Origin of the sequence: Paenibacillus sp. DMB5 (genome assembly GCF_001517085.1) — a bacterium.
Lineage (GTDB): Bacteria > Bacillota > Bacilli > Paenibacillales > Paenibacillaceae > Paenibacillus_AQ.
Genome location: NZ_LRAC01000133.1, coordinates 22,877 through 38,497 on the forward strand (window position 1 = coordinate 22,877; position 15,621 = coordinate 38,497).

Annotated in this window: 15 protein-coding genes and 2 pseudogenes; 9 read left to right on the forward strand and 8 right to left on the reverse strand. The window is 53.3% G+C overall.

Annotation, left to right across the window (positions count from 1 at the left end; all coding sequences use genetic code 11):
• Positions 1–5: 5 nt before the first annotated feature.
• A pseudogene (locus tag AWJ19_RS20145) lies at positions 6–1,372 on the reverse strand (TrkH family potassium uptake protein).
• Positions 1,373–1,591: 219 nt separating this feature from the next.
• Here AWJ19_RS20145 and AWJ19_RS20150 point away from each other — a divergent pair.
• The 7 genes from AWJ19_RS20150 to AWJ19_RS20180 all read left to right on the forward strand — a co-directional run bounded on the left by AWJ19_RS20150 (position 1,592) and on the right by AWJ19_RS20180 (position 6,131).
• Positions 1,592–1,984 carry a GntR family transcriptional regulator gene (locus AWJ19_RS20150; RefSeq protein ID WP_068726467.1) on the forward strand — a complete coding sequence of 131 codons (393 nt, stop codon included), beginning with the start codon at positions 1,592–1,594 and terminating at the stop codon, positions 1,982–1,984.
• Positions 1,974–2,705, forward strand: a complete 732-nt coding sequence (locus AWJ19_RS20155) for an ABC transporter ATP-binding protein (RefSeq protein ID WP_241781819.1) — start codon at positions 1,974–1,976, stop codon at positions 2,703–2,705. Before AWJ19_RS20150 ends, AWJ19_RS20155 begins: the two co-directional genes overlap by 11 nt.
• Entirely contained in the window at positions 2,702–3,541 is an 840-nt protein-coding gene (locus AWJ19_RS20160; protein ID WP_068726469.1) for a hypothetical protein, read from the forward strand. The genes AWJ19_RS20155 and AWJ19_RS20160 overlap by 4 nt, the downstream gene beginning before the upstream one ends.
• On the forward strand, positions 3,538–3,774 hold the full coding sequence (locus tag AWJ19_RS20165) for a hypothetical protein (RefSeq protein ID WP_068726471.1): 237 nt from the start codon (positions 3,538–3,540) through the stop codon (positions 3,772–3,774). Before AWJ19_RS20160 ends, AWJ19_RS20165 begins: the two co-directional genes overlap by 4 nt.
• Positions 3,775–3,825: 51 nt before the next feature.
• Positions 3,826–4,050 carry a hypothetical protein gene (locus AWJ19_RS20170; RefSeq protein ID WP_068726472.1) on the forward strand — a complete coding sequence of 75 codons (225 nt, stop codon included), beginning with the start codon at positions 3,826–3,828 and terminating at the stop codon, positions 4,048–4,050.
• Positions 4,050–4,265: a hypothetical protein gene (locus tag AWJ19_RS20175; protein ID WP_068726474.1), complete on the forward strand. Its 216-nt coding sequence runs from the start codon at positions 4,050–4,052 to the stop codon at positions 4,263–4,265. The genes AWJ19_RS20170 and AWJ19_RS20175 overlap by 1 nt, the downstream gene beginning before the upstream one ends.
• A 138-nt stretch (positions 4,266–4,403) precedes the next feature.
• Positions 4,404–6,131, forward strand: a complete 1,728-nt coding sequence (locus AWJ19_RS20180) for a CPBP family intramembrane glutamic endopeptidase (RefSeq protein WP_068726476.1) — start codon at positions 4,404–4,406, stop codon at positions 6,129–6,131.
• 447 nt (positions 6,132–6,578) lie between these two features.
• Here the strand turns inward: AWJ19_RS20180 and uvrC are convergent.
• Both uvrC and trxA read right to left on the reverse strand, forming a co-directional pair.
• A pseudogene (uvrC, locus tag AWJ19_RS20185) lies at positions 6,579–8,650 on the reverse strand (excinuclease ABC subunit UvrC).
• Between the two features lie 148 nt (positions 8,651–8,798).
• Positions 8,799–9,116: a thioredoxin gene (gene trxA, locus AWJ19_RS20190; RefSeq protein ID WP_039876829.1), complete on the reverse strand. Its 318-nt coding sequence runs from the start codon at positions 9,114–9,116 to the stop codon at positions 8,799–8,801.
• A gap of 347 nt (positions 9,117–9,463) precedes the next feature.
• Here trxA and AWJ19_RS34860 point away from each other — a divergent pair, with 347 nt between their 5' ends.
• A complete protein-coding gene (locus tag AWJ19_RS34860) occupies positions 9,464–9,622 on the forward strand; it encodes a YqzM family protein (protein WP_128083654.1) in 159 nt (52 codons plus the stop codon).
• Between the two features lie 76 nt (positions 9,623–9,698).
• Here the strand turns inward: AWJ19_RS34860 and dnaI are convergent, their stop codons facing one another.
• The 3 genes from dnaI to AWJ19_RS20205 form a co-directional block, all read right to left on the reverse strand.
• Entirely contained in the window at positions 9,699–10,655 is a 957-nt protein-coding gene (gene dnaI, locus AWJ19_RS20195; RefSeq protein WP_068726478.1) for a primosomal protein DnaI, read from the reverse strand.
• Positions 10,656–10,673: 18 nt separating this feature from the next.
• Positions 10,674–12,221 carry a DnaD domain protein gene (locus AWJ19_RS20200; RefSeq protein ID WP_068726480.1) on the reverse strand — a complete coding sequence of 516 codons (1,548 nt, stop codon included), beginning with the start codon at positions 12,219–12,221 and terminating at the stop codon, positions 10,674–10,676.
• Between the two features lie 251 nt (positions 12,222–12,472).
• Complete coding sequence (locus tag AWJ19_RS20205) at positions 12,473–12,769, reverse strand: YuiB family protein (RefSeq protein WP_068726482.1); 297 nt, start codon at positions 12,767–12,769, stop codon at positions 12,473–12,475.
• Positions 12,770–13,146: 377 nt separating this feature from the next.
• On the opposite strand from AWJ19_RS20205, the gene hemQ reads away from it, so the two are divergent.
• Positions 13,147–13,905, forward strand: coding sequence for a hydrogen peroxide-dependent heme synthase (gene hemQ / locus AWJ19_RS20210; RefSeq protein ID WP_068726484.1), 759 nt, complete (start codon positions 13,147–13,149; stop codon positions 13,903–13,905).
• Between the two features lie 177 nt (positions 13,906–14,082).
• Here hemQ and AWJ19_RS20215 read toward each other — a convergent pair whose 3' ends face one another.
• Together AWJ19_RS20215 and AWJ19_RS20220 are read right to left on the reverse strand one after the other, a co-directional pair.
• The gene (locus AWJ19_RS20215; protein WP_068726486.1) at positions 14,083–14,340 is read right to left on the reverse strand and encodes a hypothetical protein; all 258 of its coding nucleotides are present in this window, start codon (positions 14,338–14,340) and stop codon (positions 14,083–14,085) included.
• 1 nt (position 14,341) lies between these two features.
• On the reverse strand, positions 14,342–15,535 hold the full coding sequence (locus tag AWJ19_RS20220) for an NAD(P)/FAD-dependent oxidoreductase (protein ID WP_068726488.1): 1,194 nt from the start codon (positions 15,533–15,535) through the stop codon (positions 14,342–14,344).
• Positions 15,536–15,621 lie beyond the last annotated feature (86 nt).

A 15,621-nucleotide genomic window follows, 5' to 3' on the forward strand; every position in this document is an offset into this window, starting at 1 on the left:
ACCCCTTATCCAATGATCATTTTACCTTCCGGATACTTATACAATGGTTTACCCTGTTTCGGACCGAGTGCATAGGCCAGTGTTAAAAGACCAAGCCTTCCCGCAAACATCGTCAGGCAGAGCAGGATTTTCCCGGCATCAGACAGCTCCGGTGTCAGCCCCATCGATAGCCCGACGGTCGCAAACGCCGATGTCGTCTCAAACAGGATCATCAGGAACGGGCGCCTTCTGTGGTTGAGAGAACCATCGACACAGAGACAATCAGCAGCAGGGCAAGCAGCGTAATCGTCAGCGCCTTAAATACCCGCTCCTGGGCCAGGCGGTAACGGAACAGAACAATATCTTCACGCCCCCGCAGCATAGAGACAACCGCCCCGATCATCAGCGTAAAGGTAGTCGTCTTGATTCCCCCGCCGGTGGAGCCCGGAGAGGCGCCGATAAACATCAGGATGATTATAAAAAACTGTGTGGCCTGACGCATGCCTCCGATGTCTACCGTATTGGCACCGGCTGTACGCGGTGTTACCGACTGAAAGAATGAGGCCCAGATTTTGCCGCCGAAGTTAAGAGAACCGAGTGTACGGGTGTTGGTGAACTCGAACACAAAAATCACTACTGCACCGGTTAGGATCAGCGCCCCCGTCATCGACAGAACGACCTTGCTGTGCAGCTGCAGCCGGCGGCTTTTGCGGTATTCAATCAGGTCGGCCATCACAATGAACCCGATACCGCCTGAGACAATCAGCAGCATGACAACCAGATTCACAACAGAATCACTGGCATAAGCGGTAAGGCTGCGGTACTCCCCAAACAGATCAAATCCGGCGTTGTTGAACATGGAAACGGCATGAAACACACCGTAATACAATGCACGGCCCAGCGGCATATCCGCCGCCCAGCGGAGCGCCAGCAGAACCGCACCGCCTGTCTCAATAACCAGCGAATAGACAAGCACCTTGCGGATCAGCCGAACAATCCCCTCCATCGAGCTCTGATTCATTGCCTCCTGGAGAATCAGCCGGTCACGCAGCGAGATTTTGCGTTTGAGCAGCAGCGCGAACAGGGTTGCCATCGTCATAAAACCGAGGCCCCCGACCTGTATCAGCAACAGAATAACGATCTGGCCGAAGAGGCTGAAATGGGTGCCGGTATCCACTACAACCAGCCCGGTTACACAGGTTGCTGAAGTTGCCGTGAAAAGCGCATCTATAAATGTCAGGGAATGACCGGATGCACTGGCAAAGGGCAGCATCAGGAGCAGTGTTCCAATCAGGATGACTGCAGCAAATCCCCCCACCAGAATCTGGGGCGGCGACAGCTTAAAAAATCTGAATTTAGGAAATTCAGGAAATGGCGAGGCCAAACGGCTCATCCTTTCACATGCTTCATAACAGCATAAAAAATTTGTATTGTTCCAATAAACATACAAATTATATACGTTATTGTCCAACATCACAAAGCCTGATTTTTCAATGTGATTAATCTCGCTTGAAATTGTATGGTGTGTAGTGGTACACTCCAAATATAAAGTGTATGGTTATCCTCCATACACATGACCTCAGGAATCAGTCAGAGAAGGAAGGGGTATTCCATGGATCAGTCCTTTGAGCTTTTGCCGGAACCGTTTCAGATCAACCCCTCACTGCCAATCTACGAACAGTTCGCCTGGGCTATACAAGGAAGAATTGTCAGCGGACATATACCGCCCGGCTCGCGGCTGCCCTCCGTAAGAGAGCTTGCGGCTGGCAGGGGCGTCAACCCTACCACCGCAGCCAGAACCTATCAGGAGCTGGAGCGCATGGGCCTGATTGTTACCTACCGCGGGCAGGGAACCTTTGTCACCAGGGATGCAGCTGTGATTGGCGAGGCACGTAAAGATATTATGCGCAAGGCAATCAGGGAATTTAAGTCGGCTGCCGGAAAGCTGGGCCTCACGGCCGCGCAATTGCTGGAATTTGATAAGGAGGATTCACATGACAGCTAATCGTTACAGTATGGAGGCGGCTGCAGGGCCTGCGGCGGTAGAGTGCCGGGGACTCGGGCTTGCGCGAAGAAAAAAGAGCATTCTCCAGGGCATCAGCTTCGATATTCCCGAGGGCAGCCTGACCGGCCTGCTCGGCCCTAACGGGGCCGGCAAATCCTCGCTGCTGCGGATTATAGCCGGACTGGCCGCCCCGGATACAGGCTCTGTACGGATTTTCGGCCAGCCGGCGGGCATAGAGCAGCTCGGCATGCTGTCACTCCTGCCGGACCGCAGCAATCTGCCCGGCTGGCTGAGCGTCAGGGAATGGCTGGATTTTGCCGCCGGAATCTATCCGGACTGGGACCCGGTCAAAGCGCTGGAGCTGCAGGCAGAGCTCAATGTTTCCATGGAGCCGGCCATCTCTTCACTGTCCCGCGGCGAGGAGGCAAGGCTGCAGCTGCTGACCTGCCTGTCCCGCCAAGCACCGCTGATTATCCTCGACGAACCGTTCACCGGTGTTGATCTTCTCTCCCGCGAACGGATTGCTTCCGCTGTAGTCGGTGAGCTTGCCGACGGCCGGCGCACCTTTCTGATTGCCACTCACGACATCCGGGAAATGGAGCTGCTGTTCGACCGGCTGATTCTGATCGGCGAAGGAACGATCCGCAGCATTGAAGATGTAGATAGGCTGCGCCGCTCCGGGAAATCGGTCGAATCTCACTACAGGGAAGTGTTCGCATGAACGCGATGAAGACGCTGGTCCGGCTGGAGTACAGCCGTTATAACCTTTCAAGACTTGGTAAACATTACAGGCTGCTGACAGCCCTGATTCTGGTCTTCGGCACGGTGTTAATCGGCATCTACCTTCCCGGCTCCAGATCATCGGAACGCACACCCTTCATCTATGCCGCTTTGCTGGTATGGTCAGCGGTGACAGTCCTTTCGGCAGTCAGTATGTTAAGCTTTATGAACGCCGGCTCCCGCGACTGGATACTCTCCTTTCCCCACTCCAGATTGAAGCTGCTGTATGCCAAAATGATCAGTCTTCTCGGACATAGCCTTCAGCTGACGCTTGCAGTTCTCCTGGCCGCCGTTATGCTATATCTCTATTCTGTCCGAAGCGGCTGGTATCCACCGTTATCCATGCCTGAACTTCTCTATTTGGTTGCGGCATATACGCTGTTCATTCTGATTTTTCTGCCGTTCGCCGTGATATTCGGACTCGCAATCTGCCTGTTTCTGCAGCCGGCCAAATTAGCACTGCTGCTCTTCATTCCGTACACTGCATTATGGATGTCACCGTTTATAGCTGACGGCATTTATGGCACCGGGTACTCCGGTGTGCAGGCAGCAGCCCCCGGCTCACCCGGTTTTATGCTGTATGCTTCACTTGCAGCAGCCGCTGCCGGCTGGCCGCTTGGCCATCTGCTGATGCTGCTGGTTGCCGCCAGAGGCCTGGAAGCGGAAGGGCAGGAAGTCCGTTCTTCCAGTCCTTCCGCGCTTCACGCCGTTTCAGATCCGGGACGCTGCGGATTGGCCGGAATGCCGGTCTGCAGAAGGATACCCCCGCATTCATGATGCTGTACCGGCTCTATGCCGGCCGGAAGCGCCGGACAGAGAAGCATCCGGCTGTACTCAGCCTGAAATTCGCTGTTCCGCCCATGGTGGCAGCCGTTTTTTACTTCGGCATAACCTCAAATGTGGAATCCGTAGTCCTGTCCCTCATGAGATCACTGTTTGGGCTGGTGATTACCTTCAGCAGCGTCTGGGTTCTCCTGCGCAGCAGCAGCGAGCGCAAACAATTACCTTAGCTACTGGGCTTTCCGCAGAGCCGGCTGGCTCTGCTGCTAAGCGGTGTGGCCGTGGTATGGACTACTGCGATGCGGATTATGGGTATCCTGCTGCTCTCAGCCGTTGCCGGCAGCGTCGCCGCCCTGATTGCCGGCAATACCGGGCTGCAGGACTGGTCTCAAACCTTGATCTGGCTGTTATATTTCTTCCTGTTTTATGTATTGGCGTTAACTGTCATGCTGTGTCTGCTGCAGCTGGAATACTATACTTTGAAAGCACCGGTGTGGGTATTCTGATGTTCCCGGTATCTTTATTAGGGCTTATGGGCGGTGTTTTCCTGAATAAATTCATTTTTCTGCCTGCTGAGCTGCACACCGGGATTCTGCCCGACTGGAGTCTGCTTGGCTGGATCGCCTTGATCGGATTGCCTGCAGCATTTTGCTGTATTCCGGCAGGCGCCAGATATTATCACCTCAGCCTGAGCCGGCCCGCCGGGAAAAAGCAGGCATAAGCCGGGGCTCGTTTACGTAAAAGTAAAGTTAGATAAGCCCGCATCTTCTAACAGGTATTTTTTGTAACTGCCAGGCCTGTCCCGTATAATGAAACAGAATATGCATACTACAAATGAATCCATGCAAGGAGGCGTTTCATGAATTCCGTCGGCCAGCCTTTACAGCAGCGGCCCCTTACCAAAAGACTTATTTTCGCCGGTATAATCGGTCTTATCGTTTTCCTTATGTTCCAGGTTGTACCCCAGCTTTACAGCGGGGGATCGGCATCCACGATCAGCAAGACCGAAGCCCGCGGCAAAGCGGCCGCATTCGCAGCACAGCAGCTCGGCCATCAGGAGACAGACCAGGATCACTGGACAGTAAGCTACCAGACCGACTCTTCCTTCTATGGCTATATGTCCCGTGAAAAGCTCCTGCAGAGTTACAATGACAATAAGCTTGATCAGCGGTATCCGTTCGACGTCTATCATGCGGTTCTTTATACTGACGGTGAAGCCGATCCTGTTCTTGCCGTTGATCTCAATATGTATACAGGCGAGGTTACCGCCTTTGCCCTGGGCGGATATGCCCATGCAAGTGACGGAAGGGACTATGGCGATCCGCCGGCACCCGGGAATTCGAAAGGCGTCTATCTGGACAGCAGCGTGAACGGCGGACTCAGCCTGCAGCAAAAGGAAACCCTCGCCAGACCCTGGCTGCAGCTATGGGGAGCAAACCCCGCCAAGCTGCAGATTGAAGCAGATTCCGATGGCTACGGTCTCGTCTATTCCGACAGCTCCGTCAAAGTAGGAGAAGCTGCTCTGTGCTATCAGTTTCATTTTCTGGACGGAGAGCTGTCTTATTTCCGTGCCGGATTCTCCGCCCCGGCCTGGCATGACTCCTACGTGGAGGACCAGAAATCGCTGGCTACGAAGCTGACCCTGTTCGGCTATGCCCTGCCGACGCTGGCACTCGGCCTGCTGGCGCTGATCTTCAGCATTCTGCGGCGCAGTCATACTTCTTTTGTACGCGGCATCACTTTAAGCTCGATCCATTTCACCATCATGATGATCAGCACCTACAATATGCTGCCCGAGCCGGTTTCCGACACTGCTGAGGCCCGAATAACCTCTGTAATTATGTTTATTATCTATGCCCTTTACAGCCTGCTGATGTCGTCGCTGCTCTATTTCTCCCTCGTCGGGGGCAACGGACTGTGGCGTAAGGAGGAAGGGCTGAACCCGTGGCCGCGTGCCAAAGAGCCGGGGTACGGCAAATATGTGCTGGACAGCATGTCTGCCGGTTATATCTGGGCCCTTATCCTGCTTGGCGTGCAGACCATTATGTTTATTATTTTGACGTTCACCCTGGATAACTGGTCCACAACAGACGCCAGCCAGTCTCCTTATAATATGAGGTACGCCCTGCTGATGCCGATTGTTGCCTGGCTTGCCGGCTTGTCCGAGGAAGCGGTCTACCGCCTGTTCGGCATCCAGATGCTCAAAAAGCTCGTCAAAAACACATTGATCGCCTCCCTGATCACCACACTGATCTGGGCTTTCGGGCATACCCTGTACCCGATCTACCCGGTTATCTCAAGGCCGATTGAGTTGACTGTCATCGGGCTGCTGTTCAGCTATATTTTTCTGCGTTACGGCTTTATCGCCGTCATGTTCGCCCACGTCGTATTTGACAGCATTCTGATCGGCATGACCCTGATCTTCATGCGGGAAAGTGTAAATGTAGCCGCTGGTACTGTCACCATCCTCCTGCCGCTCATTGTCGGCTATATCGTGTACCGGTTCAATCCGCCGGACCGGACCGGCCGCCAGGACTCTCAAGGTCCTGACGGGCCGCTCCAGCCCGCAGGGCTAGATTCCCCTTAATAAAAAAGGTGCTCCGCAGTCTGCTGATATAGCAGCCAGGAGCACCTTTTATTTTGCGGATTACTCTTTGTTTGCCGGACCTCCATTTATCTTCTCTTGAAAAACCGGTCATAAATTACCAGAGCAACCACTATCATAAATACCTCCATCAAAAAATGGGGAAGCAGCAATATGTATTCCACAAGTAACCTCCTGTCTCCAGATATGATTATTTTTTATATATATAAATATTTCCGCTCAATTTACAATATCCTTTATTTTCCTTCCAGTTTGCCGCTCAGCTCGGCTTCGGCTGGAATCAAGGGCATTTTTGTCTTTCATTTCGCCCATTTCCCCACTTGGAGCGAAATCAAGGGCATTTTTGCCTCTCCTTTCGCCGCTCAGCTCTTCCGCCAGCCGCAACATAACAAAAAGGCCGGCCCCATAGGGCCAGCCCGAAAATACATATTATGCCTCATCCTCACTGTGAGAAACAGCCTCTACGGCCGGCTCCTCATCATTAAGTGCAGCCAGGATCTGCCCGGCCAGCTTCTCGCCTATGGAGAGTACGCGGAAGTCCTCGACAGAGGCCTCCTTGATCTTCTTCAGTGAGCCGAAATGCTTCAGCAGCGCCTTCCGGCGCTTCTCCCCGATCCCAGGGATCGAATCCAGCTTCGAGGTCACCATCGATTTGCCCCGCTGCTCGCGGTGGAACGTGATTGCGAAGCGGTGAACCTCGTCCTGGATACGCTGCAGCAGGTAGAATTCCTGGCTGTCCCGCGCCAGCGGAACCGGCTCGGCGGAGTCGCCGATCAGGAGCTGCGCCGTCTTATGCTTGTCATCCTTGACCAGGCCGCAGACCGGAATGTACAGCCCCAGCTCGTTCTGCAGAATATCAATCGCCGAGGAAATCTGCCCTTTACCGCCGTCGACCACAATCAGGTCGGGCTGCGGCAGGTCTTCCTTCAGCACCCGCTCATACCGCCGCCGGATAACCTCGCGCATCGTTTCGTAGTCATCCGGACCCTGTACGGTGCGGACCTTATACTTGCGGTATTCCTTTCGGGCAGGCTTGCCGTCAATGAACACGACCATCGCCGACACCGGATTGGCACCCTGGATGTTCGAGTTATCGAACGCTTCAATCCGGTTCAGCGATTCCAGCCCCAGACTCTGGCCGAGGCTGAACGCCGCGCCGGAGGTCCGCTCCTCGTCCCGCTCGATCAGCCGGAACTTCTCATCCAGCGCGACCCGGCTGTTCTGGCAGGCCATGCCGACCATCTGCTTCTTCAGTCCGCGCTGCGGCACCAGCACCTTCAGGCCCAGCCATTCCTGCAGGGCTGCCGCCCCGCCGGCCGGGTCCACCATACCAACTGCGGTAGCCTCAGCCGCCGCAGCTTCGCGCGCAGCAGCCTCCTCCGCAGTCCCGGCTTCACCGGTTTCCGAAGCGGATACAGCCCGCCCGCCTTCATACTCCGCAGCCGTCACAGCCTCTGCCCCGTCAGCTAACTCTTCATCCTCCTCGTCAACAGCCGCCGCCAGCCTGCTCGCGGCCACTGCAGCTCCGGCGGAAGCAGCCGAAGGCTTCTCGGTGCCTTCGCTTACCAGCTCCGGCAGCAGAATTTCCTGCGGCAGCGCCGGATTCTCGCTGTAGTACTGCGTTACATACGACATGAAGTCGCTGTAAGCCTCGCCGTAGAACGGGAATACGGACGAGTGCCGCTGGATCATTTTCCCCTGGCGCATATACAGAATCTGCACGCACATCCAGCCCTTGTCCACGGCGTAACCGAACACATCGCGGTCCTTTGTATCAGCCGTATTGATCTTCTGCTTCTCCATCAGGGCATCGATGTGATGATCTGGTCACGCAGCTCCTTGGCGCGCTCGAAGTACAGCTCCTCTGCGGCCTCCTGCATCTTTTGCTGCAGATCCTTTTTGACTGCCTCATGCCCGCCGCCTAAGAAAGCCGATATATCGCGGATAATCTCATCATAAGACGACTTGGGCACTTCCTTCTCGCACGGGGCAAGGCACTGGCCCATATGGTAATAGAGACAGACCTCCTTCGGCATCACACCGCACTTGCGCAGCGGATACATCCGGTCGAGCAGCTTCTTGGTCTGCTGGGCGGCATAAGAATTCGGATACGGCCCGAAATATTTGGCTTTATCTTTAAGCACCCGGCGTGTAACTTCAAGGCGCGGATGCGCTTCGTTCGTTATTTTGAGATACGGAAACGTCTTGTCATCCTTCAAAAGCACGTTGTAACGCGGCATATGCTTCTTGATCAGATTGCACTCCAGAATGAGCGCTTCCATATTGCTGGAAGTAACTATATATTCAAAATCAACAATGTTGGCGACCAGACGCTGGGTTTTGCCGTTATGACTGCCTGTAAAATAAGAGCGGACGCGGTTCTTCAGCACCTTCGCCTTGCCCACGTAAATAATGGTGCCCTCTTCATTCTTCATCAGGTAGCACCCGGGCAGATCCGGCAGCAGCGCCAGCTTGTTGCGGATATTATCGCTATAATCCATAATTTCTCCCCCACCTGTCACTTGCACATTCATGAAGCTTCCCCGGGTCAGCGGGACTGCTTACTATAGTAATTTTAACACACAAAACGCCCCCGGATAAACCGAAGGCGCTTGTAATCAGATCTTATTCAGTAGTGATAACTACTTATTATTGGTGTTTAGCTACGATGTTCTTCAGGGAATCCTTGGAGTTCAGGCCGACAACCTTATCCACCGGCTGACCGTCTTTGAAGAAGATCAGGGTAGGAATGCTCATTACTCCGAAGCGGGAAGCCGTTTCCGGATTCTCGTCAACATTCAGCTTGGCAATTTTTACGCTGTCTCCCAGCTCGGCGGACAATTCCTCGAGGATCGGGGAAAGCATTTTGCAAGGGCCGCACCAAGGTGCCCAGAAATCTACTACTACAGTACCCTGACCTTCAACTTCGCCTACAAAGGACTGGTCAGACACGTTTACGATAGCCATGATATTGTTCCTCCTTTAATTTTGCGGAGCTGTATACGCCTCTATAGCGTGCGCTAGCCGAAACGAATTCACTCCGTAATGTTAGCTGGAAAAAATGCTTCATGTAATATGATAACCAGATTACCATTTACCGACACATCCCCAGTATAACATAGATACTGTGCTTTTGGGAAATGTTTTAGACAATTACATTGTATAAAATCAATTATTTAACAGATATCGCTTCTTTACAACGCTCATGAGACTTCGTATACTTTAGGAAAACGCATTTATTGTCAATGACTTCTCTCACACGTACTACTGTAACCTATTGCAGTGCAGTCTTGCAAGGCAAGGAGGAGGAAGCAATGGAGATCAATGCCAAGGCACGGGACCCGCGGGAGCATGTTAACGAGGAACCCCGCAACGATCTGGGTGATTTACTGACCGGCTTTTTCGGAATGACCGGCTTCATGACTCTGGTTTTCTTTGGAATGGTAATAGTCAAGTTTGTCTTTCTCGATTAACAGGCTGGCAAAATAAACAGCGGTGCCAGGGACTCTCCGTCCCTGCACCGCTGTTTATTTATTACAATTCCTCAGCCTACCGGTTACGGCCGCGCTGATTCTCCCCGTGCAGCGGAATCACGTCCACAAACGGAGCAATCCGGTCCATCAGGCGCTGCCCCTTGTACAGCTCCTCGCCATCCTTGCTGGTGAAGCTAAGGTGCTTCTCCAGGCCGTCCAGCGGATAATTTGAGGTATAGAAGGTCGGCTTGCGGTTCATCCGATAATTCAGAATCGCCCCCAGCACATGGTCACGCGCCCACGGGTTGAGATTTTCCGCACCGATATCGTCAAAAATCAGCAGGTCGCAGTTCTTCAGCGTGTCCACGGTTTCCTTCAGCTTCTGCCCGTCCAGCATAATCGACTTCAGATCCTCAATGAAATCAGGCATATAGACAATGACGCCGCTATACCCGGCAACCGCAAGCTCGTGGAGCAGGTAGCACATCAGAAAGGTTTTGCCTGTGCCGAAGGTGCCGTGCAGATAGATTCCCTGCGGACTCAGACCGTCTTCCTTTACCCCGGTAATATAATCAAAAATTTTATTTACGGCAGAAGCCCGGCGCGGGTCCTTGCCCATAATATCCATCTCATCATAGCCGCCGTTCAGCACGCGTTCATCCACGTAAAAGCTGCGGATCCGTCTGCGGATGCTGTCCTGGCTGTCCTGGGCGATCTTCAGGTTACAGGCTGTCTTACGCTCGAACAAATCCGGCGAGCCGTTAACATTCTCTACCGTAAGCTTGCTGTAATGGCCCTGAAAATCATTCGGGCAATGCTCGAGGCCCGGACAGTTCGCGCAGTTCCGGCTCTCCCGCACATACTGGAACAGCCGGCTCATGTGAAGCTTCAGCCGCGAATCATCCAGCTCCGGGTGCTCAGCCTGAAGCTGCTTCACCAGCGGATCATTCAGCAGGTTCTGCTGAAGATCGCGGGAACGCTGGCGCAGGGCCGGATTGTTCATCGAACGCAGCACTTCGCCCATCGACTCCATTGCTGCACCTCGCTTTCTTTACGGCGTCCTCAGGGCGCCCTTCTTCTTGCTGGCCTTAATTTCGGCCGCTTTCTTCATCATCGCCGCGAATTCTTCTTCCGATACGGCACCGGCGCTTCCGTCATCGGTCACAATCGGAATCTCCGGCTTCGCGGCCCGGCCGCCGCCTTTATTATACGAACGCTGACGCGTTCCGGAAGCTGCTCCGGCCGTGCCGGAGGCAGCGCTCTTGCCTTTGACCTTGGACTGGTCACGGATGTACCGTACGGCCTTCTCGTAGGTATTGACCTGCTTGACCAGCATGTTGGAGGCAATTGCCTCCACAAAATTACGGTTCATCCGCTGTTCTCCGCCTGAAGCCACCATTGTCATCAGATAATGGATCAGCACATTGATGACTTCACCGCTCAGCTTGTAGTTGAGATCAATTTTCTCGAATATATCCATCAGCTGGCCCGGAACCGTTCCCGGAAAAAAGGTTTGCAGCAGCCGTGTATAAGGCTCGTTGCGCAGCATCATATTATATTGGTGAATATCGCATTTGGACAGGAACTGCGGAGGAACCTCAACGTAATATTCCATCTCCACCGGCTGCTCCTGCGGAATCACCGGCTCTTCATGGTCACCCGCCGCCGCTGCACGCAGCGACACAACCTTGGCCGCAGCGATCTCCCGCTTCTCCTGGCGCTTCATATCCTGGCGGAAATGCTGGCTTGCCCTGTACTGCAGCGTATCCAGAATCACCTCGCCGTCCGGAGTGAACATTCCGTCCTCATCCAGCAAACGGCATAAATCCTGCGGTCCCAGATCATATTTGCGGGCCACATAGTTAATCACACCCATTTGGGCATGGTCAAAGCGCAGCTTCTCGACATGCATCCGGTTCACCGACTCGCGCGGAAAGCGCAGAATAATGTCGCTATACCCGATAGCCGTTTCACTGCTTTGACTGATGCCCGGCTGCTTCACTGTAGCCACTTCAGCCAGCGCCTGCTCCAGCTCATAGTCGATCACATGTGTATTTAACTGGAAGATATCATAAAAGGGCAGGGAAATATTCTCTTTATGGGCCGACCGGCGGCCCCAATCCTCCGGTTCCCGGTTCCAGAACTGCTCCCGGAGCGACAGGACGGCAAACTTGCCGATTTTGTCACGCAGCAGCAGTGTCAGGTGCTGGGTCGCAAAAAAGTCAGCCGGCGTAAGCGGCGGCAGCAGCTCATATTCATACAGGTAATCATCATTCTCCGGCGTATATATCCGGCAGGTCGCAAGCAGGCCTACTGCCTCAAGCAGGGAAGCCTGATCAACTAAATATTTACGGCCTTTCTCGTTCGGTTCAACGCCAAGCGTCATAAACAGCCTGCGCTGCTGCTCTACAGCAGAATAGCCGATCGATTCAGCCGGAATATGCTCAAACAGCAGCCTATACAGGCTGATTGCAAAGGCTCCTACCATTGGCTGATAGACGGAACCCAGCATACGTGAATCTACATGGCTAAGACCGAATTCGCGGGAAACGCAGTACCGGTGGTTTTCGGTGAAATGATGCAGGTTACTCATGCGCATCTGCGGTTAACTCCCCCTTTTTTACACGAATTCATGCAGATTTCTATTCTATCACAAAACACCCGGCCGGAAATGTAAAAAAAGAACCAAATAACCCGGTTTTCAGCCTATAATCGACAACTTTTGAAACCTTGCTGACTGTAGCGGAAAATAAGAAAAACGTCGGGCACCGGATCTGAGCCAATAATAGAAAAAACGGCTTCGCCGTCCCCTAGCAGGAATAGCAGCCGTTTTCAGCATAATCTTGATACTTAGAACATCTTATAGCCGCCCAGACGCAGCTTCTGGATCGTCCAGCCGCTGAGCACCGCGCCGCCGAGCCCGGCAATCCCGGTCAGGTAATCAACAATATGGAAGCTGCCCAGATGCTCCCAGAGGGTCATGGCGTTCCTGTCCCAGATGGAATAGACCACTACCGGCAGGATGACAATTACGAACAGGTAGGCGGGAAACCAGGTGGTCTTCATTAACATATTAAGGATAAAGCCGATGCCAAACATCATGACAAAGAACAACACGGCCAGAACAAATACAGGAATAAATCCCATCGTACCGCCATCCCCTCTCTCTATAAAGAACCGCACACCAAAACCTGATTAATAGTAAGTTTACTAGAAAAAATGTAGCGAAGCAATGAACATTATTGCCATTCGAATCCGCTTTCAGGCAAATCGGCGGCTCAGCGTTTGCTCTTGGCCGTCTGCTTGCGATACAATGCATATAGATTAACCGGATCATACATAGAAGCGTATGCTTTGGAACCGGATTTTACGCTAGAGCTTGATGCTTTCGGAGCAAGTTTTACACGCAGTACATTCAACGGAGCCCATGCTTCGTAAAACTGAGCGTATGCTTTCGAAGCAAGTTTTACACGCAGTACATTCAACGGAGCTCATGCTTCGTAAAACTTTGAAGGAGTGAGAACATGAACGAAGCCGCTTTGACCCTGGAAGGCTGGTATGCCCTGCATGACTTCCGCTCACTGGACTGGAAGGCGTGGACAGCCGCCGATGACGAGGAGCGCGCAGTAGCCCTGGAAGAGCTGCATGCCTTCATGGAGGAATGGGGACCGGTAGAGGAAGCCAAGGAAGGAAGCACGGCAGTATATTCCATTGTCGGCCAGAAGGCCGATTTCGTGATGATGTTTCTGCGGGAAAGCCTGGAAGCGCTGAACGCCCTTGAAACCGCGTTTAACAAAATTGCCTTCGCCCAATACACCACAAAAGCTTACTCTTATGTCAGTATCGTCGAGCTAAGCAACTACGCTGCAGGCGGAAGTGCCGGAGACGGCAGTGATCCGATGCAGAACCCGCATGTGGCGGCACGCCTGAAGCCGGTTCTGCCGCAGGCGAAGCATATCTGCTTCTACCCGATGAACAAGAAGCGCGAGCTGGCCGATAACTGGTATATGCTCGATATGGATAAACGCCGGGAGCTGATGCACTCGCACGGGCTGATCGGCCGCGGCTATGCCGGCAAAGTGAAGCAGATCATTACCGGCTCCGTCGGCTTCGACGACTGGGAATGGGGCGTAACCCTCTTTGCCGAGGATGCGCTGCAGTTCAAGAAGCTGGTCTACGAGATGCGCTTTGACGAGGTTAGCGCCCGTTACGGTGAGTTCGGCCCGTTCTATGTCGGCAACCTGCTGACACCGGAGACGTTCGAAGAGATGCTTAAACTGTAATTTATATTGAAGATAAGGGTGGTTTCCTGCGGGAGATCATCCTTTTTGTTTAGTTGTAAATCCCGTTCCGGCGCAAAAAAAGACCGCCCCCGTTAAAGGTAGCGGTCTTTATCCTATTGTAAATGGAAAGCCGTGTTAGCAGCTTGGCTCTCCGCACCTTATGCATGCCGCGTAACGTTATTCGTCCTCGTCCTCGTCATTCTCTCCGCGAAGGCTCTCCAGATATTCCGCCGTTGCCCGGTCGCGGGCCCGGCTCTTATCCTTCAGCCGTTCAATGGCCGGCAGAATAAGCAGATCAATCTCCTTCTGGATGTTATAAGCCAGATCGTACCGGCTCTGGTCCTCCAGGTAGGAGCCTACTTCAATCAGGGCATTATAGCGGTCGAGCTCCTCACGCGTCAACAGCCCGCGGACCTGAACACTGCAGTGGCGCATCCTAGAAGAATCTTCCCTTCTTCAGCACCAGCGGAATGCCGCCGATGATGAACAGGTAGCGCATATCGACTACTTTTTTGAGCTGCGCTGCCGTCCAGCCCTTATATGTCTTGTCACCCACTACGGCAATACCCTGGCCTTTGCCGAGCGAGGCTACAGTTCCCTTGTTGCTGAAGACAAACTTCTTCGGCTGCTGGCTGCGGATCGCTGCCACCAGATTATGGGCACAGCATTCGCCCTGCTGCATGGCGATTTGCGCTGTCGGCGGGTACGGCCGCCCTTCCGGGTTAATCATCAGGGAACCGTCTCCGATGATAAAAATATTCTCATGCCCCGGAACGCGGAGGTACTCGTCCACCTTCACCCGTCCGCGCATCGCTTCAAACCCTGCGGCTTCAATCAGCCGATTGCCGCGGATACCGCCGGTCCAGACAATGGTGGAGGCTTTGATTTCTTCACCGGTTGCGAGAATGACACCGCCCGGCAGGCATTCCTTGATCGCTACGCCGATTTTGAAGGTAACCCCCTTCTTGGTCAGCACAGACATCGCATGCTCAACCAGCTCAGGCGCGAATCCTGGCAGCGCCGTAGGGGCAGCTTCCACGTTGTAGATATTCACCAGGCTCGGGTCCACATCATATTCCTTGCAGAGGGCAGGAATCCGGTCAGCCAGCTCTGCTACAAATTCAATGCCGCTGAAGCCCGCTCCGCCAACTACAAAATTAATATGCTCCTGCGCGTTGTTTTCATTTTTGTATTTGGCAAACTGATATTCAATATGCTCGCGGATCAGCCGCACGGAATTAATGCTGCGGATGGTCAGCGCGTATTTATCAAGTCCCGGAATACCGAAGGTCTCCGGTTCGCCGCCGAGGGCAATAACAAGATAGTCATAAGAGAGCGTGCCGTCTTCAAGAATCACTTTTTTCTGTTGGGTGCGGATTTCCTGCACGGAAGATTTCACGAGATCGATCTTAAATTCGTCTATCAGCTTGGATATAGATACGCGTGTATGTTCAATGCTGTCTGTTCCCGCAGCTGGCATATGCAGATGGGTAGTGAAATAATGATATTCATGGCGGTTCACCAGCGTCACATCAGCTTCATTATAATTCAAAGCTTTCTGCAGCCGCTGGGCGGTCAATATACCTCCATATCCCGCGCCTAGGATGACAATTTTGGGAATACTGCTCATGTTCCGGCTCCTTCCAACAGGTGAATCTGTCTATGTGTTATTTTTTGTAAAATATTTTAGTGTCTTTTGTGAATTTATACACTTAA

Bases quoted from the DNA above. Each gene is read 5' to 3' on its own strand.
- AWJ19_RS20150 (WP_068726467.1), top strand. From the start codon at position 1,592: ATGGATCAGTCCTTTGAGCTTTTGCCGGAACCGTTTCAGATCAACCCC.
- AWJ19_RS20155 (WP_241781819.1), top strand. From the start codon at position 1,974: ATGACAGCTAATCGTTACAGTATGGAGGCGGCTGCAGGGCCTGCGGCG.
- AWJ19_RS20160 (WP_068726469.1), top strand. From the start codon at position 2,702: ATGAACGCGATGAAGACGCTGGTCCGGCTGGAGTACAGCCGTTATAAC.
- AWJ19_RS20165 (WP_068726471.1), top strand. From the start codon at position 3,538: ATGATGCTGTACCGGCTCTATGCCGGCCGGAAGCGCCGGACAGAGAAG.
- AWJ19_RS20175 (WP_068726474.1), top strand. From the start codon at position 4,050: ATGTTCCCGGTATCTTTATTAGGGCTTATGGGCGGTGTTTTCCTGAAT.
- AWJ19_RS20180 (WP_068726476.1), top strand. From the start codon at position 4,404: ATGAATTCCGTCGGCCAGCCTTTACAGCAGCGGCCCCTTACCAAAAGA.
- trxA (WP_039876829.1), bottom strand. From the start codon at position 9,116: ATGGCTATCGTAAACGTGTCTGACCAGTCCTTTGTAGGCGAAGTTGAA.
- AWJ19_RS34860 (WP_128083654.1), top strand. From the start codon at position 9,464: ATGGAGATCAATGCCAAGGCACGGGACCCGCGGGAGCATGTTAACGAG.
- dnaI (WP_068726478.1), bottom strand. From the start codon at position 10,655: ATGGAGTCGATGGGCGAAGTGCTGCGTTCGATGAACAATCCGGCCCTG.
- AWJ19_RS20200 (WP_068726480.1), bottom strand. From the start codon at position 12,221: ATGCGCATGAGTAACCTGCATCATTTCACCGAAAACCACCGGTACTGC.
- AWJ19_RS20205 (WP_068726482.1), bottom strand. From the start codon at position 12,769: ATGGGATTTATTCCTGTATTTGTTCTGGCCGTGTTGTTCTTTGTCATG.
- hemQ (WP_068726484.1), top strand. From the start codon at position 13,147: ATGAACGAAGCCGCTTTGACCCTGGAAGGCTGGTATGCCCTGCATGAC.
- AWJ19_RS20215 (WP_068726486.1), bottom strand. From the start codon at position 14,340: ATGCGCCACTGCAGTGTTCAGGTCCGCGGGCTGTTGACGCGTGAGGAG.
- AWJ19_RS20220 (WP_068726488.1), bottom strand. From the start codon at position 15,535: ATGAGCAGTATTCCCAAAATTGTCATCCTAGGCGCGGGATATGGAGGT.